22 protein-coding genes are annotated in these 23,361 nt (G+C 66.7%); 18 read left to right on the forward strand and 4 right to left on the reverse strand.

The window, feature by feature from the left end:
• Positions 1-31: 31 nt before the first annotated feature.
• Complete coding sequence (locus CV023_RS08795) at positions 32-892, forward strand: GNAT family N-acetyltransferase (RefSeq protein WP_230745084.1); 861 nt, start codon at positions 32-34, stop codon at positions 890-892.
• Positions 893-1,063: 171 nt separating this feature from the next.
• Here the strand turns inward: CV023_RS08795 and CV023_RS08800 are convergent, their stop codons facing one another.
• Positions 1,064-1,486, reverse strand: a complete 423-nt coding sequence (locus CV023_RS08800; protein ID WP_330166655.1) for an RNA-binding S4 domain-containing protein — start codon at positions 1,484-1,486, stop codon at positions 1,064-1,066.
• The gene (locus CV023_RS08805) at positions 1,483-2,307 is read right to left on the reverse strand and encodes an NUDIX hydrolase (RefSeq protein ID WP_230745085.1); all 825 of its coding nucleotides are present in this window, start codon (positions 2,305-2,307) and stop codon (positions 1,483-1,485) included. Before CV023_RS08805 ends, CV023_RS08800 begins: the two co-directional genes overlap by 4 nt.
• A 240-nt stretch (positions 2,308-2,547) precedes the next feature.
• Between CV023_RS08805 and CV023_RS08810 the strand changes: the two genes are divergently transcribed.
• Positions 2,548-4,434 carry a proline--tRNA ligase gene (locus CV023_RS08810; protein ID WP_230745086.1) on the forward strand — a complete coding sequence of 629 codons (1,887 nt, stop codon included), beginning with the start codon at positions 2,548-2,550 and terminating at the stop codon, positions 4,432-4,434.
• Positions 4,435-4,444: 10 nt separating this feature from the next.
• Positions 4,445-5,254, forward strand: a complete 810-nt coding sequence (locus CV023_RS08815; protein ID WP_230745087.1) for a TSUP family transporter — start codon at positions 4,445-4,447, stop codon at positions 5,252-5,254.
• Between the two features lie 79 nt (positions 5,255-5,333).
• Here CV023_RS08815 and CV023_RS08820 read toward each other — a convergent pair whose 3' ends face one another.
• Together CV023_RS08820 and CV023_RS08825 are read right to left on the reverse strand one after the other, a co-directional pair.
• Complete coding sequence (locus CV023_RS08820; RefSeq protein WP_230745088.1) at positions 5,334-6,353, reverse strand: aminoglycoside phosphotransferase family protein; 1,020 nt, start codon at positions 6,351-6,353, stop codon at positions 5,334-5,336.
• Positions 6,350-7,321 carry a hypothetical protein gene (locus tag CV023_RS08825; protein ID WP_230745089.1) on the reverse strand — a complete coding sequence of 324 codons (972 nt, stop codon included), beginning with the start codon at positions 7,319-7,321 and terminating at the stop codon, positions 6,350-6,352. Before CV023_RS08825 ends, CV023_RS08820 begins: the two co-directional genes overlap by 4 nt.
• A gap of 234 nt (positions 7,322-7,555) precedes the next feature.
• On the opposite strand from CV023_RS08825, the gene rimP reads away from it, so the two are divergent.
• From rimP to CV023_RS08900, 15 genes are all read left to right on the forward strand, one after another.
• On the forward strand, positions 7,556-8,020 hold the full coding sequence (gene rimP / locus CV023_RS08830) for a ribosome maturation factor RimP (RefSeq protein ID WP_230745090.1): 465 nt from the start codon (positions 7,556-7,558) through the stop codon (positions 8,018-8,020).
• 114 nt (positions 8,021-8,134) lie between these two features.
• Positions 8,135-9,097 (forward strand): transcription termination factor NusA, encoded by a 963-nt coding sequence (gene nusA, locus CV023_RS08835; RefSeq protein WP_230745091.1) that lies wholly within the window; start codon positions 8,135-8,137, stop codon positions 9,095-9,097.
• An 82-nt stretch (positions 9,098-9,179) separates the two neighbouring features.
• Entirely contained in the window at positions 9,180-9,455 is a 276-nt protein-coding gene (locus tag CV023_RS08840) for a YlxR family protein (protein WP_284934622.1), read from the forward strand.
• A 133-nt stretch (positions 9,456-9,588) separates the two neighbouring features.
• Entirely contained in the window at positions 9,589-12,528 is a 2,940-nt protein-coding gene (gene infB / locus CV023_RS08845) for a translation initiation factor IF-2 (RefSeq protein WP_230745092.1), read from the forward strand.
• Positions 12,529-12,710: 182 nt separating this feature from the next.
• Complete coding sequence (rbfA, locus tag CV023_RS08850) at positions 12,711-13,142, forward strand: 30S ribosome-binding factor RbfA (protein WP_230745093.1); 432 nt, start codon at positions 12,711-12,713, stop codon at positions 13,140-13,142.
• Between the two features lie 267 nt (positions 13,143-13,409).
• Positions 13,410-14,171 (forward strand): ligand-binding protein SH3, encoded by a 762-nt coding sequence (locus tag CV023_RS08855; protein WP_230745094.1) that lies wholly within the window; start codon positions 13,410-13,412, stop codon positions 14,169-14,171.
• A gap of 13 nt (positions 14,172-14,184) precedes the next feature.
• Positions 14,185-15,129 carry a tRNA pseudouridine(55) synthase TruB gene (gene truB, locus CV023_RS08860; RefSeq protein WP_230745095.1) on the forward strand — a complete coding sequence of 315 codons (945 nt, stop codon included), beginning with the start codon at positions 14,185-14,187 and terminating at the stop codon, positions 15,127-15,129.
• 79 nt (positions 15,130-15,208) lie between these two features.
• Positions 15,209-15,862 (forward strand): hypothetical protein, encoded by a 654-nt coding sequence (locus tag CV023_RS08865; RefSeq protein ID WP_230745096.1) that lies wholly within the window; start codon positions 15,209-15,211, stop codon positions 15,860-15,862.
• Between the two features lie 147 nt (positions 15,863-16,009).
• Positions 16,010-16,381 (forward strand): hypothetical protein, encoded by a 372-nt coding sequence (locus tag CV023_RS08870; RefSeq protein ID WP_230745097.1) that lies wholly within the window; start codon positions 16,010-16,012, stop codon positions 16,379-16,381.
• A gap of 70 nt (positions 16,382-16,451) precedes the next feature.
• Positions 16,452-17,390, forward strand: coding sequence for a bifunctional riboflavin kinase/FAD synthetase (locus CV023_RS08875; RefSeq protein ID WP_230745098.1), 939 nt, complete (start codon positions 16,452-16,454; stop codon positions 17,388-17,390).
• Positions 17,391-17,482: 92 nt separating this feature from the next.
• Positions 17,483-17,752 carry a 30S ribosomal protein S15 gene (rpsO, locus tag CV023_RS08880; RefSeq protein WP_230745099.1) on the forward strand — a complete coding sequence of 90 codons (270 nt, stop codon included), beginning with the start codon at positions 17,483-17,485 and terminating at the stop codon, positions 17,750-17,752.
• Between the two features lie 365 nt (positions 17,753-18,117).
• Positions 18,118-20,340: a polyribonucleotide nucleotidyltransferase gene (locus CV023_RS08885; protein ID WP_230745100.1), complete on the forward strand. Its 2,223-nt coding sequence runs from the start codon at positions 18,118-18,120 to the stop codon at positions 20,338-20,340.
• Between the two features lie 68 nt (positions 20,341-20,408).
• Positions 20,409-21,716 carry a M16 family metallopeptidase gene (locus CV023_RS08890; protein WP_230745101.1) on the forward strand — a complete coding sequence of 436 codons (1,308 nt, stop codon included), beginning with the start codon at positions 20,409-20,411 and terminating at the stop codon, positions 21,714-21,716.
• Between the two features lie 206 nt (positions 21,717-21,922).
• Complete coding sequence (locus CV023_RS08895) at positions 21,923-22,549, forward strand: superoxide dismutase (RefSeq protein WP_230745102.1); 627 nt, start codon at positions 21,923-21,925, stop codon at positions 22,547-22,549.
• Positions 22,550-22,657: 108 nt separating this feature from the next.
• Positions 22,658-23,314 carry a GNAT family N-acetyltransferase gene (locus CV023_RS08900; protein ID WP_230745103.1) on the forward strand — a complete coding sequence of 219 codons (657 nt, stop codon included), beginning with the start codon at positions 22,658-22,660 and terminating at the stop codon, positions 23,312-23,314.
• The last annotated feature ends 47 nt before the right edge of the window (positions 23,315-23,361 follow it).

Here is a 23,361-nt window from a genome sequence, read left to right on the forward strand (position 1 = left end):
TGAGGGAACAAGGGTGCTGAGGCTGGGCCGGATGGGTCACCAACACACGACGTGGCTGAAGAGTCAGCTCGCACTCAACCCCTGTGAGAACGTGTACCTCATCTCGCTGCTCGAGGTCACCGGCACCGCGCAGCTGAACTCGCCGGCGGGAACCCTCTACGGAGTCTTCGACGGGGACCGACCCGTCGCCGCCTACTGGGTCGGCGGAAACATCATCCCGGTCACCGCGAGCCCGGGAACCAACCAGGTGCTCGCCGAAATGCTCAATGCCGATGGTCGCTATTCGTGCTCACTGATCGGGGACCGGACGATCATCCTCGACCTGCAGAGCCGACTGAACTGGGGTCGCGCCCGGGGTGTGCGGGAACGTCAGCCGCTGCTCGCAATCAGCTCCGACCCCGTGGTCGAACCTGACGAGGCGGTGGTGCGGGCGACTCTTGATGATCTGCACACGATCTATCCCGCCAGCATCGACATGTTCACCAAGGAGGTCGGGTTCTCCCCGATCGAGGATGGCGAGTCGAACTTCCTCGCCCGGGTGCGCGGCATTATCCGCGGCAAGAACTGCTACGCCAGGATCTCCGACACCCTGCCTCAGGGCGGTCCGGTGCCCCGCTGGCCGGCGACCGACCGGGATGAGCAGGTTCTGTTCAAGGCCGACATCGGCATCCGCGCTCGCCGCATCGTCCAGGTGCAGGGAGTCTGGGTCCACCCCGAGGTCAGGATGCAGGGGCTCGGGGCCGCTGGGATGGCCGCAGTGGTCAAGCGGACTCGCGACAAGGGGCACACGACCGTGAGCCTCTACGCCAACGACTACAACGAGGCGGCCCTGCGCATGTACTCCCGCGTCGGCTTCGAACAGGTCGGCACCTTCGCGACCGTGATGTACTGAGCCTGAACCGGCCCTTGTGCGGGCCTGTGCGGCGCAGTGCTGTCCTGTGCGGCGCAACCGCGCGCCAGAAGTCCCCTTGCAGCGGACTAGTCCGCTACGCAGGGACTTCTGGCAAGCGGTCGCGGGCTGGCAGGGACTTCTGAGGCGTTGATGCGCTGGTGGCGCCTCAGGTCAGGGGCGCTTGCGGTCGCGGTTCGTCGGCTTGGCCAGATCGCCGAGGAACTTCTCCATCTCGCGGCGGTCCTTCTTCGTCGGCCGCCCCAGCCCTTTGTCCCGACGAGGGACGAACCCGCGCAGAGCCGGATCCGGCGGGGGAGTGAGATCCTCATAGCACTGCACCGCGATCGAGGCCTGCCTGCGCGTTGGGATGAAGCCGGTGATCTTCCAGATGAACTCGGAGCCGGCCTTGCGGACTCGGACCTCCTGACCGATCGTGATCTTCTGGGCGGCCTTGATCCGCTGCCCGTCGACCTGCACATGCCCGCCCCGGCAGGCCTGGGTGGCGAGATTGCGGGTCTTGAACATGCGGGTCGTCCACAGCCACACGTCGATGCGCATGTGCCGGTTCGGCGACCGGTCGATCTCCTCGGTCACTGCGGACCTTCGGTTCCGGTGCGGGTGGTCTCTGCGCCGGCAGCGGCGGTGCCCCCGCCGCCGGTGAAGTCGGTACTGGTGAAGTCGGTGCTGCGCAGCGCGAGCTCGGAGCGGCGGCTGAAGGTCTGGGCCGGGCGTCCGCGTCCCTGGCTCACGGCCTGGCCGGTCGGTTCGAGCAGCGGCAGCATGGTGCGGCGGAAGGTATCGGCTTGTAGGTGTTCGCCGGCGACGATCTCATGGAGTTCGCGCAGCTGGCGCAGCGAGAACTCCGACTCGAGCAGGCCGAAAGGGTCCGGGGTGCGCTCATGTAGGGAACGCAGGCGGTGCACGGCGACGCGGACGATCTCCTGATGCTCCCAGCTGAGCTCCTGGACCGAGTGCACGGGCACGAGCTTCCGCCGGACCGCCTCGGCGTCGGTGGAATTGGCCGACGCTGACGCGCCGTCTGGCCCCGAGGCACCGACGGTCGCCCCCGCGGAATCCTGGGTGCCCACATCGGCGAGGCCGACGTCGTTCGTCGAGAGCACATCGAGGTGGGCCACGGAGATCACCCACCCGCGATCATCACGGTCCGGCTGGTCGAAGACGTGCAGCTGCACGGGGGCCCGGTCGATCAGCCGGGCCTTCTCGCGCAGGCACCGGGCGACCGCCTCGGCGAGGCGCTCCTGCGGGCGGAGGATCGACCCGGGCAGCTGCCATACACCGTCGCCTGGGTGGGTGAGGAGAACATGCAGGCCGCGTTCGGGAACGGGGCAGAGGACCGCGGTGTCGACCGCGACCGAGGGCCGCGGGAACTGCGTGAGTTGGTTGGATTCAGGCATGCTCTTCGTGTTGGTCGTCGTGTTGGTGTGCGGAACTGGACGGTGTATCGGGTGGTGCATCTGGCGCTGCTTCGGGGTGGTGCTGGCTCCAGTCTAATTCTCTTGCCCGAGGTGACGAATCCGCGGTGACGAGAGCACGCGTGCCGCAGCACCGACAGCACCCCTCCCGCGGGTTACCGCGGGCGCGCCCGCGTGAGATAGTGTTCGATCTGAGTCCTGACGAGTTGAGGAGAAACACCCATGGCCCTGCGCATGTCGTCCCTGTTCGTGCGAACCCAGAAGGAGGACCCGGTCGGCGCCGAGGTGGCCAGCCACAAGCTGCTGCACCGCGCCGGTTACATCCGCAGGTCGGCACCGGGGATCTACACATGGCTGCCGCTGGGCTTGGCCGTGCTCGGCAAGATCGAGACCATCGTCCGTGACGAGATGGCCCGCGCCGGTTCGCAGGAGGTCCACTTCCCCGGACTGCTGCCCGCCGATCCGTACAAGACCTCCGGTCGCTGGGAGGCCTTCGGCCCCGACCTGTTCCACCTCAAGGACCGCCGCGAGAACGACTACATCCTCGCCCCCACCCACGAAGAGGTCTTCACCCTCCTGGTCAAGGACCTCTACTCCTCGTACAAGGATCTGCCGCTCTCGATCTACCAGATCCAGACGAAGTACCGCGATGAGGCCCGCCCGCGGGCCGGGCTGCTCCGCGGCCGCGAGTTCATCATGAAGGACGCGTATTCCTTCGATATCGACGACGCGGGGCTCGATGCCTCCTACGAGGCGATGCGCGTGGCCTATCTGCGCGCCTTCGCCCGCCTCGGCCTGCCCTGCCTGCCTGTCAAGGCGACCCCGGGCGCGATGGGCGGCTCCGGCACCGAGGAGTTCATCTACCCCTCCGAGGTCGGCGAGGACACCTTCGTGCGCTCGCCGGGCGGATACGCCGCCAACGTCGAGGCCGTGACCTCGATCGTCCCCGAGGCGATCCCGTACGAGAACTCCCCAGCTGCCCATGTCGAAGACACCCCGGACACCCCGACGATCGAGACCCTCGTGGCCGCCGCGAACGCGAACCACCCGCGGGAGGACCGTGCCTGGACCGCGGCGGACACGCTGAAGAACGTGGTCTGCGCCGTCACCCACCCCGACGGTACCCGCGAGATCATCGTCATCGGACTGCCCGGCGACCGCGCAGTCGATCTCGACCGCGCCGCCGGAACCGGCATGCTCGGCGCCGGGGAAGTCGACCTCGAGGCCGCCACTGCCGAGGACCTCGCCGCCCAACCGGAGCTCGTCAAGGGCTACATCGGGCCCGGCAACGACCTCGAGCACCCGGTGCTCGGACTCGAGGCGCCCTCGAAGATCCGCTACCTCCTCGACCCGCGCGTCGTCGACGGCACCCGCTGGATCACCGGAGCCAACGAACCCGGCCGCCACGTCTTCGACCTCGTCGCCGGCCGCGATTTCACCGCCGACGGCACCATCGAAGCCGCCGAGGTGGTCCTCGGCGATCCCGCACCCGACGGTTCGGGACCGCTGGAGCTGGCCCGCGGCGTGGAGATCGGTCAGATCTTCAAGCTCGGCCGCAAGTACGCCGAGGCCCTCGACCTCAAGGTCCTCGACCAGAACGGCAAGGCCGCGACCGTGACCATGGGCTCCTACGGCCTCGGCGTCACCCGCGTCATGGCCTGCATCGCCGAGGAATTCCACAGCGACGACGGGCTGCTCTGGCCCCAGCACCTGGCCCCGGCCGACGTCCACGTCATCGTCGCCGGCAAGGGCGAGGAGATCGCGGCGGCCGGTGAGAAGCTCACCGCCGACCTCGAGGCCGAGGGCGTGAGCGTCCTCCTCGACGACCGCAACAAGGTCTCGCCCGGCTTCAAGTTCGCCGATGCCGAGCTCATCGGCATCCCCACGGTCATCGTCGTCGGCCGCGGGGTCGCCGACGGTGTGCTCGAGGTCCGCAATCGCCTGGCCGATGAGAAGCAGGAGCTTCCCCTCGCCGAGGTGGTCCCGACCACCGTGGAACGGGTCCGTCAGGCCTACGCACAGGCCGGTGCCGCCGCGGATGCCGCGGTCGCCGCCGACGCTGCTGCCGGTACGGCTGCCGACGGCACGGTCGAGACTCTCGCCGACTGAGTCACCAGAGGTGTTCGAGACACTCGCCGGCGGCATCGATGTCACCCTCACCATGCTCCTGTGGCTGCTCGCCGCAGGGGTGCTGGCCGGGTGGATCGATGCCGTCGTCGGCGGTGGGGGACTGATCCAGCTGCCCGCACTGCTGCTCGTGCCGGGGATGAGCCCGGTGCAGGCGGTGGCGACGAACAAGGTGGGCTCGATCGCGGGCACGACCGCCTCGGCGGTGACCTATCTGCGCAAGATCACTCCGGACAGGTCGGCGACGATCCCGGCCGCGGCCACCGCATTTATAGGCGCGATGCTCGGGGCGAAGCTCGCCACCTACATCCCCGGTGAGCTGTTCACCCCGATCATCCTCTTGGCGCTCATCGGGGTGGGCCTGTTCACGGTCCTCAACCCCAGCCTCGGCGCGGATGTCACCCTGCGCTTCGGGGAGACCTCGAAACGCCACCACGGACTGTCCTGGCTGATCGGCTTCACGATCGGCGTCTACGACGGGGTGCTCGGCCCGGGCACGGGATCGTTCCTCGTCATCGCCTTCGTCTCGATCATCGGCTTCTCGTTCCTGCAGGCCTCGGCTACGGCGAAGGTGATCAACTGGGCGACGAACTTCGGGGCGCTGGTCTACTTCATCCCCGACGGGCAGGTGGTGTGGCTGCTCGGCCTCGTCGTGGCCGCAGGCAATGTGCTCGGCGGGATCTTCGGTGCCCGGACCGCGCTGAAGCGGGGATCGGGCTTCGTCCGCGTCGTCTTCGTCGTCGTGGTCTCCGCGCTCATCCTCAAACTCGGCTTTGACATGATCTCCGGCCTCATCCACTAGCCCCACAACTACCTGGCGGGGGCCCAGCAACGTGGCGCCACGTTGCTGGGCCCCCGCCAGGTAGTTGTGGGGAGGGTGGTCAGCCGATGGGTTTGAGAGCGTGGGCGTTGACGCCGGCGACATCGGCGCCCGAGAGTGCGCGGGCCACCCACAGCGAACGCGCCGCATCGGCCAGGGAGGCCGTCGATCCGCCGCTGGCCGCCCGCAGGTACCAAAACATGTTCGTGATCTCCCTGGCCACCGCCGCACCCATCCCGTACTGCGGGTCGATGCCCGCGCACAGGGCCAGGTCCGTGGCGAAGCCGCGCAGCCAGGCCGCCTGCGCCTGCGGATGATCGGAGGGGATTTCGGCGAGGCGGTTCCACAGCACCGGAGCCAGCGTGTAGGCGGTCGGTCCGGCCAGCGGCTGCGGGTCGATGGCCTTCCAGGTCGAGATCCCGGCGGCGTCGGGGTTGCCGGCGAGGATGTTGTAGTAGTGGAGATCGGCGTGGATGAGCCAGTTCTCGTCCGAGGTCGCCAGGGTCTGCATCCAGTTCCGGGCGAAGGACAGCAGCAGCGCATCACCCTGGCCGGTCTCCGACCAGCCGGTGAGCAGGCTCGCGTCCTGATCGAAGGTGGTCAACCACCCGGCGACGAGGTCCTGGACCCGCATGAACTCCGCATCCGCGGGAATCTCGAGCGAACGCTGCAACGCACCCCACACGGGCGGCACATCGGCCAGGGGCAGAACGGAGAGGTTGTCCTTCGTCCGCAGCCGTTCCTGCAGGGTCACCCGGAAACTGTGGTCGTCACGGATGACGCGGACGGCACCGTGGCCGTTCCACATCTTCAGCGCCCGCAGGGCCTGGGCATGGGCGGCGGTATGCGCCGAGGTGGGAGCCGCGAACCGCAGCACACCCTGATAGTTCTCCTGGGTGAGGACGGGAATGACGAGGCTCTCGCAGCCGGCCCAGGGCGACCCGGGTACCTCGTCGAAGCGCAGCTTCCATCGGTCGAGGAGTTCGTTGGCCATGAAGTCGAGCGCGGCGATCCAGGAGCTGGTGCGGAACTCGCCGATGATGTCGCGGGTCGAGCGGTAGAGGACTGGCGGCACCTTCACTGGTGGGCCTCCGCCTCGCCGGAGTCGCCGGAATAGTCATAGCGCAGAGGCTGGGGGTCGGCGAAGATCGTGCGAGCTCGGGCCGATTCCCACAGCCGCAGGATCCCTGCCGTCTCGGTCTGCAGCCACGGCAGGATGGCCGCGGCGAGGGCGTCCTCGAGATTGAGAGCGAGTTCTCTGGCGCTGGCGGCATCGGTGGGGCTGGGGTCGAGCTTCCACGCCGAGGCGTTGGGATCGGCGTTCTTCTCGCCGAGGTTCTCGAGCATCTCCCCGGACAGGGAGCCGAGGGAATCGAGCCGGTCGATCGCGTCCCTGCGTTCGGCCGATTTCGTCTCGAAGTGCACAGCCAGGCGCTCATATCCGTAGGCCGCTGCCCGGGCCTGATTGAGGATCGCGTTGTAGGCATCCTGGCTGTCCGTGTCTCCGTCATTCCCGGCGGCGTCGGCCCCGTCGGCGGATTCGGTGCTCTCGGTCTGCGCATCCCCGTCGTCGGCGTCCTTGCGGCCTTGGCGGATGAGCTCCTCGGCGGCGCCGATGAGCTCGGGCTTCTTCGTCCCGGCCGTCAGGCTCAGGCCCGTGGCGACATCGGAAAGCACGGGGATCAGAGCCGAGTCGAGCTGGGAGGATGCCTCGAACACGGACTGGGAGACCACCTCGGCGGCCTCGATGAAGCTGCGCGGATCCTCTGTCGGGGGCGGTTCGGTGGCCAGTTCGCTCGGCGGCGCCCATTCTGCTCCGATGGCGTCCCGGAACTTCTGCAGATCCTCACCGGCGGTCTCGGGATCGCCGTCGCCGGGAGTGGTGGCGGCGAGGATGCGGGCGATACGATTGCGCAGCTGCTCGGTGGCGTCGAGCGTGGGAACCTCAGGCTCGGAATCGAGCCGCAGACCGCATCCTGAGAGCAGGCCCAGACTCACTCCGCTGGCGCCGAACAGGAGAAGGCTGCGGCGGCTGAGGGGAGAACGCATAGGCCAATCGTAGCGGATTCGCCGACCCCCGATCGGGCCGCACCCGAGACCGCGACGACCGCTGTGACCACGCCCCGGAACGGCCGGGTGCCTACCTTCGGACGGGGCCGTCCCTTAGGGTGGGGACAAAGCAGATCGCTGCGGCACCCGCAGGCGCCGCCGACCGGGTCGGCCCGGCATCTCACCGCTGACCACCGCCGGGCTCGCACCCGCGGCACACGAGAAGGAGGACACATGGACGAGGACGTCGACCGGATCAAGGAGCTGCTGCGCGGCCCCCTCGAGGAGGCCGGCTACCACCTCGAATCCGTCAAGGCGGTCGCCGCCGGACCGCGCCGCACGCTCACGGTCATCGTCGACCTCGACGAGTCGAGCACCGAGGCGATGTCGATGGAGAGGATCGCCGAGTCCTCGAAGATCGTCGGTGCCGCCCTCGACGAGGTCGAGATCTTCCGCGACAAGCCCTACCAGCTCGAAGTCACCAGCCCGGGAGCGACCCGGAAGCTCGAGATCCCCCGCCATTTCAAACGCGTGATCGGCCGTCGACTGGAGATCACGACGAAGAAGGACACCTTCAAACTCGACCTCGCCGAGGTGGGGGAGAGGTCGATCACGGGCACCGATCCCGCTCTCAACGAGGAGCGCACGGTCTCCCTCGACGACATCTCCAAGGCGCAGGTGGAGCTGAAGTTCCGCTGATCCGACTGAGGATCGGCTGAGCGAGTGCAGGCGTAATCTGGGTTAGACTGTGACGCCTGCATAATCGAAGACAGACAATTCAATGCTCGAGGGAGCCGGAGAGGATAGGGGCCCATGGATATCGATCTCAATGTTCTGCGAGTCATCGAGCGTGAGCGGGAGATTCCGTTCGACACACTGATCGAGCTCATCGAACAGGCACTCTACCTGGCCTATCAGAAGACCGAAGGCGCCTGGCCCGATGCCCGCGCCGAGCTGGACCAGTCCAGCGGCGAGGTGCGCATCCTGGCCGTCGAGTTCGACAACGACGACAATCCGATCGGCGAATTCGACGACACCCCCACCGGCTTCGGGCGCATCGCCGCCCAGACCGCCCGGCAGGTCATCCACCAGCGTCTGCGCGACGTCGAGGACGAGTCTGTGCTCGGCAGCTTCAAGGGCCGTGAGGGCGAGATCGTCTCCGGCACCATCCAGCAGGGTCGGGATCCGCAGATGGTCCAGGTCGACCTCGGCGATGTGGAGGCGGTGCTGCCCCCGCACGAGCAGGTTCCCGGCGAGGAGTACAAGCACGGCACCCGGCTGCGCGTCTACATCGCCGATGTGCACAAAGGTGCCAAGGGCACCTCGGTCACGGTCTCGCGCACCCACCCGAACCTCGTCCGCCGCCTCTTCGCCCATGAGGCTCCGGAGATCGCCGACGGCACCGTCGAGATCGTGTCTCTGGCCCGCGAGGCCGGTCATCGCACGAAGCTCGCAGTGCGCGCGACGAAGCCCGGCGTCAACGCGAAGGGCTCGTGCATCGGCGAACTCGGCTCGCGGGTGCGAGCGGTGATGAACGAACTCGGCCAGGAGAAGATCGACATCGTCGACTACTCCGATGACCCGGCGAAGTTCATCGCCCACGCGCTCTCCCCGGCCAAGGCCGGCAAGGTCGAGATCCTCGACGCAGCGGCGCAGGAGTCGCGCGTGATGGTGCCGAGGGACCAGCTGTCCCTGGCCATCGGCAAGGAGGGCCAGAACGCACGTCTGGCCGCGAAGCTCACCGGCTGGAAGATCGACATCATCGCCGGACAGTAGCGCATACCGCCGCCCCCGGCGTGATTCTCGACACCCGCCCCCTGGCAAGAGCCCATCGGCGAGTGATGTAGAATCATTCATTGTGAATGTCGGAAGTGCACCCCAACGGACGTGCATCGCCTGCAGACGCAAGGCCGACCGGGACGAACTCACACGATTCGTGATCCGCCCTGGTCAGCACCCCGCCATCGTCCACGATGTGTCAGCGACACTGCCGGGACGGGGAGCGTGGGCGCATCCCGATGAGACGTGCCTGACCAAGGCACTGACCACCGCTTCCTTCGCTCGAGCCTTTCGAACGAAGGTCACCGCCTCGGATCTGCCGAGGTTGGACGACGAACCCAACGAGAACGGGTGAGCTAAGAATGGTTGACAACTTGTGAGTGTCGCACGATGACACCCAAACGGAATTCGAGAGAGCAGTGAAATGAGAACTGCTCTTCATTGATGAGGTTCTTTCCTGACCGGGAAAGAACCCGGACAGGAGAACTGTGGCAAAGCCCCGTGTCCATGAGCTCGCGAAAGAGCTCGGCACAACCAGTAAAATCGTCCTCGAGAAGCTCCAGGACATGGGCGAATTCGTTCGCTCGGCATCCTCGACACTCGAAGCACCCGTCGTCCGACGGGTGAAGGAAGCCTTCGCCGACTCCGCCCCTGCAGCGGGTGAGAAGTCCGGCGGCTCCGCATCGGCCAAGAAGCCCGCCGCCAAGTCGGCTGCCAAACCCGGTGCCCCCAAGCCCGGAGCGAAGCCCGCCGCTAAGCCGGGCGCCAAGCCCGGTGCAGCACAGTCCACGCCCGCCGAGGCGACCGGATCCGAGTCCTCGTCCGCGCCCAAGCCCGGTGCGAAGCCCGCACCGAAGCCGGCCGAACAGGCTCCCGCCGCCGAAGCAGCCGAACAGGCTCCCGCCGAGGCTGCAGAAGCCCCGGCCCAGGCCGAGGCTCCGACAAAGGCTCCCGCCGAGTCGAAGCCGAACCGTGCTGCCGCACCGAAGCCCGGTGCCGCCCCGAAGCCGGGTGCCGCGCCGAAACCCGGCAGCGCACCCAAGCCGGGTGGCCGTTCGGCCGCTCGCCCCGGCAACAACCCCTTCGCCCCCTCCCAGGGGATGCCGAAGCCCGGTCGCGGACCGAAGCCCGGCGGACGCCAGGGTGGTCAAGGCGGTCAGGGCGGCCAGGGCGCACGCCCCGGCAACAACCCGTTCGCGAACTCGCAGGGCATGCCCAAGCCGGGTCAGAAGCCCCGCGGCACCGGTGAGGAAGCCTCGGCAGGTCCGCGTCCGGCGCCGCGTCCGGGTGCTCCGCGCCCGAACCCGTCGATGATGAAGAACTCGGCCCTGAATAAGCCGGCCCCAGGACGCGGTCGCGGCGGCGGTCGCGGCAATGCCCCGGCCGGCGGCCCCGGCGGCGGAACACCCGGTGCTCCGGGCGCCCAGCCGGCAGGTCGTCGTGGCCCCGGCGGCGGTCCCGGCGGTCGTGGCTCCGGTCGCGGTCGCGGCAGCACCCAGGGTGCATTCGGCCGCGGCGGCGGTCCCCGTCAGAAGGGACGCAAGTCGAAGCGGGCCAAGCGCGCCGAGCTCGAGCAGATGCAGGCGCCGTCCGTCGGCGGTGTGACTGTTCCGCGCGGCAACGGCGACACCCCGCTGCGCCTGCGTCGCGGTTCCTCGCTGGCCGACTTCGCTGAGAAGATCAACACCGATCCGACGAACCTCGTCACGGTGCTCTTCCACCTCGGCGAGATGGCGACGATCACCCAGTCCCTCGACGAAGGTACCTTCGAGGTCCTCGGCGAGGAGCTCGGCTACAAGATCGAGATCGTCTCTCCCGAGGACGAAGACCGTGAGCTGCTCGAGACCTTCGACATCGACCTCGACGCGGAAGCCGCGGACGAGGACGACGAGGATCTCGCTGCCCGCCCGCCGGTCGTCACCGTCATGGGTCACGTCGACCACGGTAAGACCAAGCTGCTCGACGCGATCCGCTCGGCCAACGTCGCCTCTCGTGAGGCCGGCGGCATCACCCAGCACATCGGCGCCTACCAGGCCGAAGTCGAACACGAGGGCCAGGATCGCAAGATCACCTTCCTCGACACCCCGGGTCACGAGGCGTTCACCGCCATGCGTGCCCGTGGTGCGAAGTCGACCGACCTCGCGATCCTCGTGGTCGCCGCCGACGACGGTGTCATGCCCCAGACGGTTGAAGCTCTCAACCACGCTCAGGCGGCCGATGTGCCGATCGTCGTGGCTGTGAACAAGGTCGATAAGGAAGGCGCCAACCCGGCGAAGGTCATGCAGCAGCTGACCGAGTACAACCTCGTGGCCGAGGAATACGGCGGCGAGACCATGTTCGTCCCGATCTCCGCGCTCAAGCGCGAAGGCATCGACGAACTGCTCGAGTCCGTGCTGCTGACCACCGATGCCGCTCTGGACCTGCGGGCCAACCCCGACAAGTCCGCTCGCGGCATTGCGATCGAGGCCAAGCTGGACAAGGGACGCGGTGCGGTTGCGACCGTGCTCGTCGAGTCCGGCACCCTGCGTCAGGGCGATGCCATCGTCTGCGGCACCGCCTACGGACGTGTGCGTGCGATGTTCGACGAGAACGGCAACATCGTCGACGAGGCGGGTCCGTCCCGTCCCGTCCAGGTGCTGGGTCTGTCCTCGGTTCCGCGCGCCGGTGATTCGTTCATCTCCACCGATGACGATCGCACGGCCCGTCAGATCGCTGAGAAGCGTGATGCCATCGAGCGCAACGCCGCTCAGGCTCGCGGTCGCAAGCGCATCAGCCTCGAGGACTTCACCAAGGCACTGGCCGAGGGCAAGGTCGACATGCTCAACCTCATCCTCAAGGGCGACGTGTCCGGTGCTGTCGAAGCACTCGAGGACTCGCTGCTCAAGATCGATGTGGGCGACGACGTCGACCTGCGCATCATCCACCGCGGCGTCGGTGCGATCACCGAGAACGACATCAACCTGGCGACGGTCGACAACGCGATCGTGCTCGGCTTCAACGTCCGTCCGGAAGCGAAGGCTCGCGACCTGGCCGACCGCGAAGGCGTCGATGTTCGGTACTACTCGGTCATCTACCAGGCGATCGACGATATCGAGAGCTCGCTCAAGGGCATGCTCAAGCCCGAATTCGAAGAGGTCCAGACAGGCACCGCGGAGATCCGCGAGGTCTTCCGGTCCTCGAAGTTCGGCAACATCGCCGGTTCGATCGTCCGCAGCGGAACGATCACGAGGAACTCCGGCGCCCGCGTCACCCGCGACGGTGTCGTCATCGGCGACAACCTCAAGATCGAATCGCTGCGCCGGTTCAAGGATGATGCCACCGAGGTCCGCGACGGCTACGAGTGCGGTATCGGACTCGGCTCCTTCAACGATCTGCGCGAGGGCGACATCATCGAGACCTTCGAGATGCAGGAGAAGCCGCGCGACTGAGAGTTGCAGGCTGATCCCAGATGATCGATCCCGCAGGGACCGATCATGACGAGAACCGGGCCCCCGAGTGGGGCCCGGTTCTTCGACTCCGGGAATATGAGAGAGAATGGCCGGAGCTCTCCGGCACCATCAGGCCCGGCACGACAACTGCGCGTGCCGCCACACATTACGAAGGACACACCATGGCAGACCCCACCAGGGCACGCAAGATCGCCGACCAGATCAAGGTCATCGTCGCCAGCACCATCGAACGACGCCTGAAGGACCCACGTCTCGGTTTCGTCACGGTCACCGATGTCCGCGTCACCGGCGACCTGCAGCACGCCTCGATCTTCTACACCGTCTACGGTGACGATCAGGACCTCGAAGCCACCGGCAAGGCACTCAACTCCGCCAAGGGATTCATCCGCTCCGAGGTCGGCAAGGGCCTGACGATCCGTTTGACCCCGAGCCTCGAATTCATCGCCGACGCCGTGCCGGAAGCCGCCGCCCACCTCGACGGACTCCTGGCCAAGGCCGCGGCCGACGACGCTCGCATCGCGAGCTTGGCCAAAGACGCGGCGCCCGCCGGCGACGAGGATCCCTACCGGAAGCCCGCTGCCGACGAAGAGTGATCGCGGCGACACACGGCGGGGGAGTGACACACCACCCCGCTGCGGGGGAGTGCGCGCGATCTTCATCACGTGAGCAAAAAAAGTTCTCGTAACAGTTTTGTTATCTTTGCCCGGTGTCGTAGACTTCTTCTGGTAACGAAATGATTACGACTCTGTTAAGGGATTTCTGCATTGGGTAAGCACTCTTCGCCACAGCCTTCCTTCGCGAAGCAGCTCGTTCGGGATCTGACTCCCAGCAAGCGCTCGTCTGGTCGGCACTCCGCTGATGTGCCATCGACGGCGACCTCCGTTCTGGCCACCGTCAAGCAGCGTCCCGTCGTTGCCGCGATCGCCGTCCCGGCCGCCGCAACCGCCGCCGTCGTCGGTTCGACCGTGGTCATGGGACCCCCGGACACGGGCAACGTCACCACCGAGGCCGCGAACACCGCGCAGGAGCAGGCGAGTCCCTCGGCCGTGAGCCAGGATGAGATCGACGCCCAGCGCGAGAAGGCCGGCGAAGAGTACCTCAAGGACGTCAAGGACGACCCGAAGTACAAGAACAAGTCATCGAGCAAGACCAAGCTCGAGGTCAAGACCCCGAAGCCGGAGCCGACCACCGAGTCCGCGACGAGCAAGAAGGCCGACGGCGGCAAGTCCGACGACGACTCCTCCTCCGAGGGCGGAGCCTCCGGTGACACCTCGGCGCCGCCGTGCAAGGTCTCGTCCTCGATCGAGTCCGGTCTTCTGCCCAACGCGGTCAACGGCTACCGTGCCGTGTGCGCGAAGTTCCCCGAGGTCAAGACCTTCGGCGGACGTCGTCCAGGCACCGGTTCCGATCACAACACCGGCGAAGCCGTCGACATCATGATCACCGGTAGCACGGGTGACCGCATCTCCGACTACCTGATCAAGAATCACAAGAGCCTCAACGTCAAGTACGTGATCTGGAAGCAGCGCATCTGGATGCCGGGCAGCGGCTGGAAGGGCATGTCGGACCGCGGTTCGACCACCGCCAACCACTTCGACCACGTGCACGCCTCCTTCAACTGATCGTCACCATCCCGTGAGCGATCCTTCCCCACAGGGCGTCCTCGTCTGCGACAAGCCGCAGGGACTGAGCTCCCACGGCGTCGTCTCACGCATCCGCCGCTGGTACGGCACCCGCAAGGTCGGTCATGCCGGCACGCTCGATCCGATGGCCGCCGGCGTGCTCGTCCTCGGCCTCGGCCGCGGGACCAAGCTGCTCGGCTACATCACGGGTGTGTCGAAAACCTATCTCGCGACGATCCGCCTCGGTGCGGCCACGCCCACCGATGACGCGGACTCCGAACCCGATCGCTTCGCCGATCCCGCCGTGCTCGCTGCGCTCACCTCCGCGAACATCGACGCGGCCATCGCCACCCTCCGCGGTCCCATCGACCAGGTGCCGAGTGCGGTCTCGGCGATCAAGGTCGACGGCAAGCGCTCCTACGCCCGGGTGCGTGCCGGGGAGGACGTCGAACTCAAGGCCCGCCGCGTCGAGATCTCCTCGTTCGAGATCCTCGACATCCGCTTCGCCGCGACCGAGGGCCACATCGATGTCGATGTCGAGGTCGACTGCTCCTCGGGCACCTACGTGCGGGCGCTGGCCCGCGATGTCGGCGAGCACCTCGGCGTCCATGGTCATCTCACCGCCCTGCGACGCACCCGGGTCGGTGCCTTCGACATCGAGGATGCCGCGACGATTCCCGACGACCTCGATTCACCCACACCGCGACTGCTCACCCTCGCCGAGGTCGCCGCCACCCTGCTGCCGACCGTCGAAGTCGACGCCGAGGCCGCCAAGGCCCTGATGCAGGGCAAGATCGTCACCCTCGCCGAGGCTGTTGCTGCTGCCGCCGAACCGGGCGAGGCCCCGAGCGAAGAGGAGGTCGCCGTGATCTGCGGAGGCGAACTCATCTCGATCGCGAACCTGAGGGATCGTCGTTCGCTCAAATCGCTCACCGCCTTTGCCATCGACCGCGCCTAGGGTACAAAGTTTCGCGTTGTTTTTCTCAAATACAACGAAAAGCATTGTTTCTGGGTAGGAATTCTGCTCTAATTGACCCATGTTCGTCATGACGATCGACCAACGCGGATCGCGCGCAGGCGACGATGCTGTGCCGGAGCTGCTGGCGGCGCTGGCTCGGATCGACACCGTGCGCGGCTTCCAGCGCACCATCGGCGATGAGGTCCAGGGAGTCCTCGATGACCCGGGACAGGTCGCCGAGGCGGTCCGACTGATCGCGGTCCTCACCGGCTGGCACATCGGCATCGGCATTGGAGCGGTCGAGGAACCGTTGCCCGACTCGACCGCCGAGGCCAGGGGAGAGGCCTTCTATGCCGCCAGGCGCGCCGTCGAAGCAGCCAAGAGCGCACCCGCCCACCTCGTCGTCGCGTCCGGGGATGAGGGGTCGGCTGGGGCCGAGGGGATGGGTGAGGAGTCCGGTGGACACCTGGGATTCGCCGAGGCGGCCCTCCGGCTGCTCGCGCGTACCCTCGATGACCTGCGGGAGCAGTCCCGCGGCTATGTCGCATACCGACTCGACCACCCCGAGGCCACGCAAGTCGATATCGCCAAGCACTTCGCCGTCTCCCAGCAGGCCGTCTCCCGAGTCCTGTCCCAGGGCAGCGCCGAGATCGTCGCCGGCGCCCGTGCACTCTCGGCCCATCATCTCGGACTCGCGGCTCGTGTCAGTGGTGCGGGGCACAATAATGGCTGAGGGGCACAACGATGGATGGGCCCAATCGCGAGTGGGGTCCTCGCCATGGGTGCGGGCCCAATCTCGAGTGAGGGACTCAACCATGAGTGAGAGCCTCAACCATGGGTGAGGGAGACGCACGGGGAGAGAGCGGACGGAGGATGAGGAATGTGGTCTGAGGTGCTCGTTGCGGTTCTCGCCGCCCTCGTCGCCGCACTGATCGGCTGGCCGCTGGTTCCGCTGTTCCTGCGGATGACCCATGGCGGACCCGGCACCAAGCCGAGTGTGACCGGCAGCGAGGACATCGAGGTGCTCCGCGGGGGCATGTGGATCGGCATCGTCGAACGCGCCCTCATCGCCGGAGCCATCGTCCTCGGCCGCCCCGAGCTCATGGCCGTCGTCGTCGCGATCAAAGGCCTCGGCCGGTTCGCCGAGATCAAGTCCTCGTCCGCGGCCGGTGAACGTTTCATCATCGGTACCTTCGTCTCGATCGCCATCGCCGCCCTGGCCGGGGTCATCGGCTGGGCGATCGTCGTATGAATCGTCCGGTTAGCACCCACGTTCTCCTCTGCGTTAATCTGATTCGGTGCACGGAAGGAGCGAGCCTGGGGTGAAGGTTTATCACGGACTGAGTGAGGTCGGGACCGACGATGTCGGCACCGTCGTCACACTCGGCAACTTCGACGGCGTCCACCGTGGTCACCAGATGGTTCTGCAGGCCGTCGCGGCGATCGCCCGTGAAGAGGACCTGCGCTCGGTGGCGATGACCTTCGACCCGCATCCGCGCACCGTCCACCGCCCGAGCGATCCGACGCTGATGATCACGAGCACGAGCCAGAAGGCCGAGCTCATCGCGGCCACCGGCATCGACGCGCTGCTCGTCCAGCCCTACGACCTCGACTTCGCCGCACAGTCGGCAGAGGACTTCGTGCGCAGCTACTTCGTCGAAGCCCTGCATTCGCGGATCGTCGTCGTCGGCGAGGACGTCCGCTTCGGCAAGGACAACGAAGGCACCATCGACACACTGCGCAGCCTCGGCGAGCAATACGGCTTCCGGACCGAGACGATCGAGGAGGTCGGACGCGGGGGTCGCTACTCCTCGTCACGGATCCGTGAGCAGATCGTCTCCGGCGGCGTCGCCGAGGCGGCCGATCAGCTGGGCCGCTACCACCGCGTCGAAGGCACTGTCGTCCACGGCGATGCGCGCGGACGTGACCTCGGATTTCCCACGGCCAACCTGTCCGAGGACGCCGAGGGGCTCGTGCCCTCCGACGGCGTCTACGCGGGCTGGGCCAGCTTCTCCGGAGAGGACCAGCCCTACCCGGCCGCGATCTCGGTGGGCACGAACCCGACCTTCCAGGGGTGCAGCCGCCGTGTCGAGGCCTATGTGCTCGACAAGGAGTTCGGGGAGTTCGACGTCTACGATCGCCATATGAGCATCGAGTTCGTCACCCGCATCCGCGGCCAAGTGGCCTTCACCGGGATGGACGACCTCATCGTGCAGATGCACGAGGACATCGCCGATGTGCGCGAGGTCCTGCACACCTGATAAACTGAACACTGCCGTTTTCACCGGCCGCGGTTCCATAGTGCCCAGACTGACAGGTCTGCGCGCCGCGCAACGATCACAAGGAGAAGTCCATGGCTCTCAGCACTGCCGAAAAGCAGGAAGTCATCAAGGAATATGCAACTCACGAGGGCGACACCGGTTCTCCCGAGGTCCAGGTTGCGCTGCTTACCCGCCGGATCACCGAGCTCACCGAGCACTTCAAGGATCACAAGCACGACCACCACTCGCGTCGTGGCCTGCTGCTGCTCGTCGGCCAGCGTCGCCGGATGCTCAAGTACCTGCAGCGCGTCGACATCGAGCGCTACCGTGCGCTGATCAAGCGCCTCGGCCTGCGCCGCTGATTCTTCCTTCGGCCCGGGTCCGCCCGACCGAACGGAGACTCGCAGAACTGATCGGCTGACCCGATCTGGGCTGCACCGCAGTCGAAACGAAGCGTCCCACCTGCGGGTGGGGCGCTTTCGTGCATCTGCGGTAGACTTCGAGGTGGACAATCAGGACATGGACGTTTCGGTCTTCGGTAGTGGCCTCCGGAGGATTGCGCGAGTTCGATCGCCGGTTCCGTGGGCCCCGATCGATGACCGGCTTGGATCCATGGATTGTCCATGCCGATATCCCGCCGGATCGCACAGGACGACAGCCCTCGCACGACGGGGGCGTGCCTCATGTCTCGAGGACGTCCGCGCGCCGGCACAGACTAGGAGAATACGTGGGACTCAACCCTGAATCCACCGCAGCGCACATTGACAATGGCAGCTACGGTTCACACACCATCCGCTTCGAAACGGGCCGACTGGCCCAGCAGGCCGCCGGTTCGGCCGTCGCCTACCTCGACGACGAGACCATGCTCTTCTCTGCCACCTCGGCAGGTAAGAGCCCTCGCGAAGGCTTCGACTTCTTCCCCCTGACCGTGGACGTCGAGGAGCGCATGTACGCTGCCGGACGCATCCCCGGATCGTTCTTCCGCCGCGAAGCCCGCCCCTCGACCGACGCGGTGCTGACCTGCCGCCTCATCGACCGTCCGCTGCGCCCCTCGTTCGTCAAGGGACTGCGCAACGAGGTCCAGGTCGTCGTCACCGTGATGTCGGTCCACCCCGACCACATCTACGACGCACTGGCCATCAACGCCGCATCGATGTCGACCCAGCTCTCCGGTCTGCCGTTCTCCGGCCCGATCGGCGGCGTGCGCATCGCCCTCATCGACGGCCAGTGGGTCGCCTTCCCGAACCACTCGCAGCTCGACGACGCCGTGTTCAACATGGTCGTCGCCGGTCGAGTCGTCGGTGACGACGTCGCCATCATGATGGTCGAGGCCGAAGCCACCGACAACGCCATCGACCGGATCAAGACCGGTGCCCCCGCTCCGACCGAAGAGATCGTCGCCGAGGGACTCGAGGCCGCCAAGCCGTTCATCAGCGAACTCTGCCGCGCGCAGCAGGAGCTGGCCGACCGGGCCGCGAAGCCCACCGTCGAATTCCCCGTCTTCAAGGACTACGAGGACGATGTCTACGAGGCCGTGAAGGAACTCGCCGAGGCCAAGCAGACCGCGAACTTCCAGATCGCTGACAAGCAGGAGCGCGAGGCCGCCGGCAGCGAACTCCTCAACGAACTCTTCGACAAGCTCGGCGAACGCTTCGTCGGCCGTGAGAAGGAGATCGCCGGTGCGCTCAACGCTCTGACCAAGCAGGTCGTGCGCAAGCGCATCCTCACCGAGCAGATCCGCATCGACGGCCGCGGCCTGAAGGACATCCGTCCGTTGACCGCGGAGACCAATGTCATCCCGCGTGTCCACGGTTCGGCGATCTTCGAGCGCGGAGAGACCCAGATCCTGGGCATCACCACGCTCAACATGCTCAAGCTCGAGCAGCAGATCGACTCGCTCTCACCGGTGACGTCCAAGCGCTACATGCACCACTACAACTTCCCGCCCTACTCGGTCGGCGAGACCGGTCGTGTGGGCAGCCCTAAGCGCCGCGAGATCGGCCACGGTGCGCTGGCAGAACGTGCCCTCGTGCCCGTCCTGCCCAAGCGCGAGGACTTCCCCTACGCGATCCGTGAGGTCTCCGAGGCCCTCGGGTCCAACGGTTCGACTTCGATGGGTTCGGTCTGCGCCTCGACGCTGGCCATGCTCTCCGCCGGTGTGCCGCTGCAGGCTCCCGTGGCCGGCATTGCCATGGGACTCGTCTCCGACGTCATCTCCACCGACCAGGGCGAGCAGACCGCATACGCGGCTCTGACCGACATCCTCGGCGCCGAAGACGCCTTCGGCGACATGGACTTCAAGGTCGCCGGTACGCGTGACTTCATCACCGCGATCCAGCTCGACACCAAGCTCGACGGCCTTCCCGCCTCGGTGCTCGGTGCCGCACTGAAGCAGGCCCGTGAGGCCCGCATGGTCATCCTCGACGTCATCGCCGAGGCCATCGACGCTCCCGCCGAGATGGCCCCGACGGCACCGCGGATCATCTCCGTGAATATCCCCGTCGACAAGATCGGTGAGGTCATCGGGCCCAAGGGCAAGATGATCAACCAGATCCAGGAGGACACCGGAGCCGACATCAGCATCGAGGACGACGGCACCGTGCTCATCGGCGCCACCGACGGACCGGCCGCCGAGGCCGCCCGCTCGATGATCAATGCGATCGCGAACCCGCAGGTCCCCGAGGTCGGCGAACGCTACCTCGGCACCGTGGTCAAGACAATGAGCTTCGGCGCATTCGTGTCCCTGACCCCGGGCAAGGACGGACTGCTGCACATCTCCGAGCTGCGCAAGCTCAACGATGGCAAGCGCGTCGAGGACGTCGAAGACGTCGTCGGTGTGGGCCAGAAGGTCCAGGTCGAGATCACCAAGATCGACGACCGCGGCAAGCTCTCGCTGGCTCCCGTGACCGACGATGATGACGCCGAGACCGAAGAGGACTCAGACAACTGATTCTCAGCGATTCTCACACCGGGGAGGGCAGCCGAATCGATCGGTCTGTCCTCCCCGGTGGTTTGACGGTGACCACCGAACACATGCCCGGGCTGGCCTCGGAGACGATTGGCATCTGGGTGGCGGCGGGCTCGCGCGACGAGTCCGCCGAGACCGCAGGGTCGACGCACTTCCTCGAGCACATGCTGTTCAAGGGCACGAGGACCAAGGACGCGAAGTCGATCGCCGCGGCCTTCGATCGCACGGGCGGTGACTCGAATGCCATCACGGCCAAGGAGCTCACCTGCTACTACTCACGCTGCCTCGTCACCGACCTGACCGGGATCACGGCGCTGCTGCTCGACATGGTCTCGAACTCCAGCCTCGACGTCGATGAGTTCGAACGCGAACGCGGAGTGATCATCGAAGAGCTCGCGATGTCGTCGGATGACCCCGGCGACGTGCTCTTCGACGACTTCGACAAGCTCGTCTTCGGCGAGCATCCTCTGGCTCGGCCGGTGGGAGCGACGAAGGACCAGATCCGGGTTCTCGGCCATCACACGCTGCTCGAGCACTACGAGAACACCTATGTCCCGCCGCGGCTGGTCATCGCCGCCGCCGGCGGTGCCAGCCATGCCGAGGTGCTGAGCATGGTCGACGATGCCCTCGCCGAGGCGGGGCTCGGGTCCCGCTCCGAGATCTGGTCGCCCAGCCGGCTGGGTTCGGTCGAGGGTGCCGGCGCGCTGCTGCGGCCGTCCGATGAGAAGGTCCACGGTTCCCACGCCGGGGCGCACCTGGCCGGGGCGAAGCGGGAAGCACCGAACTTCACTGCCGGCAGATCCCACACGATTAAGGACACCGAACAGCTGGGCGTGCTGCTCGGCTGCGAAGGCCTTGAGGAGGGACATCCCGACCGGTTCGTCTACTCGGTGCTGCTGACGATGCTCGGCGGTGGGATGTCCTCGAGGCTGTTCCAGAGCGTGCGCGAGGAGCGGGGGCTGGCCTATGCGGTCAACTGCGTGGCCAGTCAGTTCACGGACTTCGGCACCTTCGGCATCTATGCCGGCTGCACGGCCGAGAACGCGCAGGCCGTCGTCGATCTCGCACTGACCGAATGGGAGCGGCTGGCACAGACCGCACCGAGCCGGGCAGAACTCGACGAGATCGTCTCTCAGCTCTCGGGATCGATGGTCCTCGGCCTCGAATCCTCGGCGGCGCGGATGAATCGGCTCGCCAGGTCCGAGATCTTCGGGCTCCCGCTCGAGGATCCCTTCGACCTCATCGAACGCGTCCGCTCGGTCACCGCCGAACAGGTGAGCACTATGGCCGGCGAACTGTTCTCCCGTCCCCGGGCGCTGTCCCTGGTCGGCCCGGACGCTCGCGTCGACCTGCCCTGAGGTCGGACAGCCGGGCTCTGCGCGGAGGCCCCGAGGCGGGATCATGTCCATCCGGGCGCGAGGCCCGTGCCGACCTTTTCCGTTGTCACTTTGCGTAACCTGGAATAGGCCCGGCACATGCCTTGTTGTCCGAGATGAGGCCCTGATATAGGGTCGAAACGAAGCCGCCGACCTGGCGGACATCAATTCTCATCAGGAGGAATCTCATGGCTGAGCAGTACACCCTTCCGGAACTGCCCTACGACTACTCCGCTCTTGAGCCGCATATCTCGGCTCGCATCATGGAGCTGCACCACGACAAGCACCACGCCACCTACGTCAAGGGCGCCAACACCGCCGTCGAGCAGCTGGCCGAGGCCCGCGAGTCCGGCAACCTGGCGAACGTCCCGAAGCTGACCCGCGATCTCGCGTTCAACCTCGGCGGACACGTCAACCACTCGATCTTCTGGAACAACCTGTCCCCGGACGGCGGCGACAAGCCGGTCGGTGAACTCGCAGCGGCCATCGATGACCAGTTCGGTTCCTTCGACAAGTTCCGTGAGCACTTCACCACCGCAGCCACCACGATCCAGGGCTCCGGCTGGGCCGTGCTCGTCTACGATCAGCTCGGTGGAAACCTCTTCATCGAACAGCTCAAGGACCAGCAGTCCGACGTCCAGCTCGGCGGCACCCCCGTCCTGCAGCTCGACATGTGGGAGCACGCCTTCTACCTCGACTACCAGAACGTCAAGCCTGACTACGTCAAGGCCTGGTGGAACATCGTCAACTGGGCAGACGCCGGCGCACGCTTCGACCGTGCCGTCGCTCAGACCAAGGGCCTCCTCCTCGGCTGACCCTTCCCCCAGAACTACCTGACGGCGGCCCAGCAACTTCGCGCGAAGTTGCTGGGCCGCCGTCAGGTAGTTGGGGAGGTGTTGAAGAAAGAACGACCGGAGCAGACGATGAGTTTTGAGTTGAGGCACTGGCAACGCGACGACGCCGCCGTGCTTGCCGAGATCTACTCCACCGCCGACCCGGCGCTGCTGAGCAACATCCCCGACGACCGCAGTCTCAACGGTGCGCGCAGCTGGATCGAATCCATCACCGGCGCCGAGGCGGAGGGCCGGATCCGTGCCTTCGCGATCGTCGAGCACGGGGCCGGGATCGACGGCGACAATACGGTTGTCGATTGCGGTGCCGAGGCCGAGAACTCCGAACCCAGCGCCGAGGCAGCGACCTCCGAGCGCATCCTCGGCACCGTCATGGCCTCCGGCATCGACCGTCGTCACTCATCGGCGTGGATCTCCTACTGGACCGTCGCCGAGGCGCGGGGGAGGGGACTGGCGTCGGCAGCGCTGCGCAGCCTCGTCGATCATCTTCACGACGAGCTCGACGTGTACCGCCTCAAACTCGGCTACCGGACGAACAATCCTGCCTCCGCCGCGGTCGCTCGCAGCGCGGGCTTCCTCGTCGAAGGCCGCGAACGCGAGAAGCTGCTCTACGACGGCGTGCGCTTCGACACGGAGACGGCCGCGAGGTTGGCAGGGGACCCTCGCGGTACCGGCCGCCGGCTGTCTCTCACGTCACCGGATGACGATGATGCCGCGGGTTGTCGATAGACTGGCCTGCGAAGATCGTGGAGACGCGTCGAAGGCCGAGACCACGA

Origin of the sequence: Brevibacterium sp. CCUG 69071 (assembly GCF_021023135.1) — a bacterium.
Lineage (GTDB): Bacteria > Actinomycetota > Actinomycetes > Actinomycetales > Brevibacteriaceae > Brevibacterium.

Excerpts from the sequence above, each read along its gene's own strand:
- CV023_RS08795 (WP_230745084.1), top strand. The coding sequence starts at position 32 with ATGGGTCACCAACACACGACGTGGCTGAAGAGTCAGCTCGCACTCAAC.
- CV023_RS08805 (WP_230745085.1), bottom strand. The coding sequence starts at position 2,307 with ATGCCTGAATCCAACCAACTCACGCAGTTCCCGCGGCCCTCGGTCGCG.
- CV023_RS08810 (WP_230745086.1), top strand. The coding sequence starts at position 2,548 with ATGGCCCTGCGCATGTCGTCCCTGTTCGTGCGAACCCAGAAGGAGGAC.
- CV023_RS08825 (WP_230745089.1), bottom strand. The coding sequence starts at position 7,321 with ATGCGTTCTCCCCTCAGCCGCCGCAGCCTTCTCCTGTTCGGCGCCAGC.
- rimP (WP_230745090.1), top strand. The coding sequence starts at position 7,556 with ATGGACGAGGACGTCGACCGGATCAAGGAGCTGCTGCGCGGCCCCCTC.
- nusA (WP_230745091.1), top strand. The coding sequence starts at position 8,135 with ATGGATATCGATCTCAATGTTCTGCGAGTCATCGAGCGTGAGCGGGAG.
- rbfA (WP_230745093.1), top strand. The coding sequence starts at position 12,711 with ATGGCAGACCCCACCAGGGCACGCAAGATCGCCGACCAGATCAAGGTC.
- CV023_RS08865 (WP_230745096.1), top strand. The coding sequence starts at position 15,209 with ATGTTCGTCATGACGATCGACCAACGCGGATCGCGCGCAGGCGACGAT.
- CV023_RS08870 (WP_230745097.1), top strand. The coding sequence starts at position 16,010 with ATGTGGTCTGAGGTGCTCGTTGCGGTTCTCGCCGCCCTCGTCGCCGCA.
- rpsO (WP_230745099.1), top strand. The coding sequence starts at position 17,483 with ATGGCTCTCAGCACTGCCGAAAAGCAGGAAGTCATCAAGGAATATGCA.
- CV023_RS08895 (WP_230745102.1), top strand. The coding sequence starts at position 21,923 with ATGGCTGAGCAGTACACCCTTCCGGAACTGCCCTACGACTACTCCGCT.
- CV023_RS08900 (WP_230745103.1), top strand. The coding sequence starts at position 22,658 with ATGAGTTTTGAGTTGAGGCACTGGCAACGCGACGACGCCGCCGTGCTT.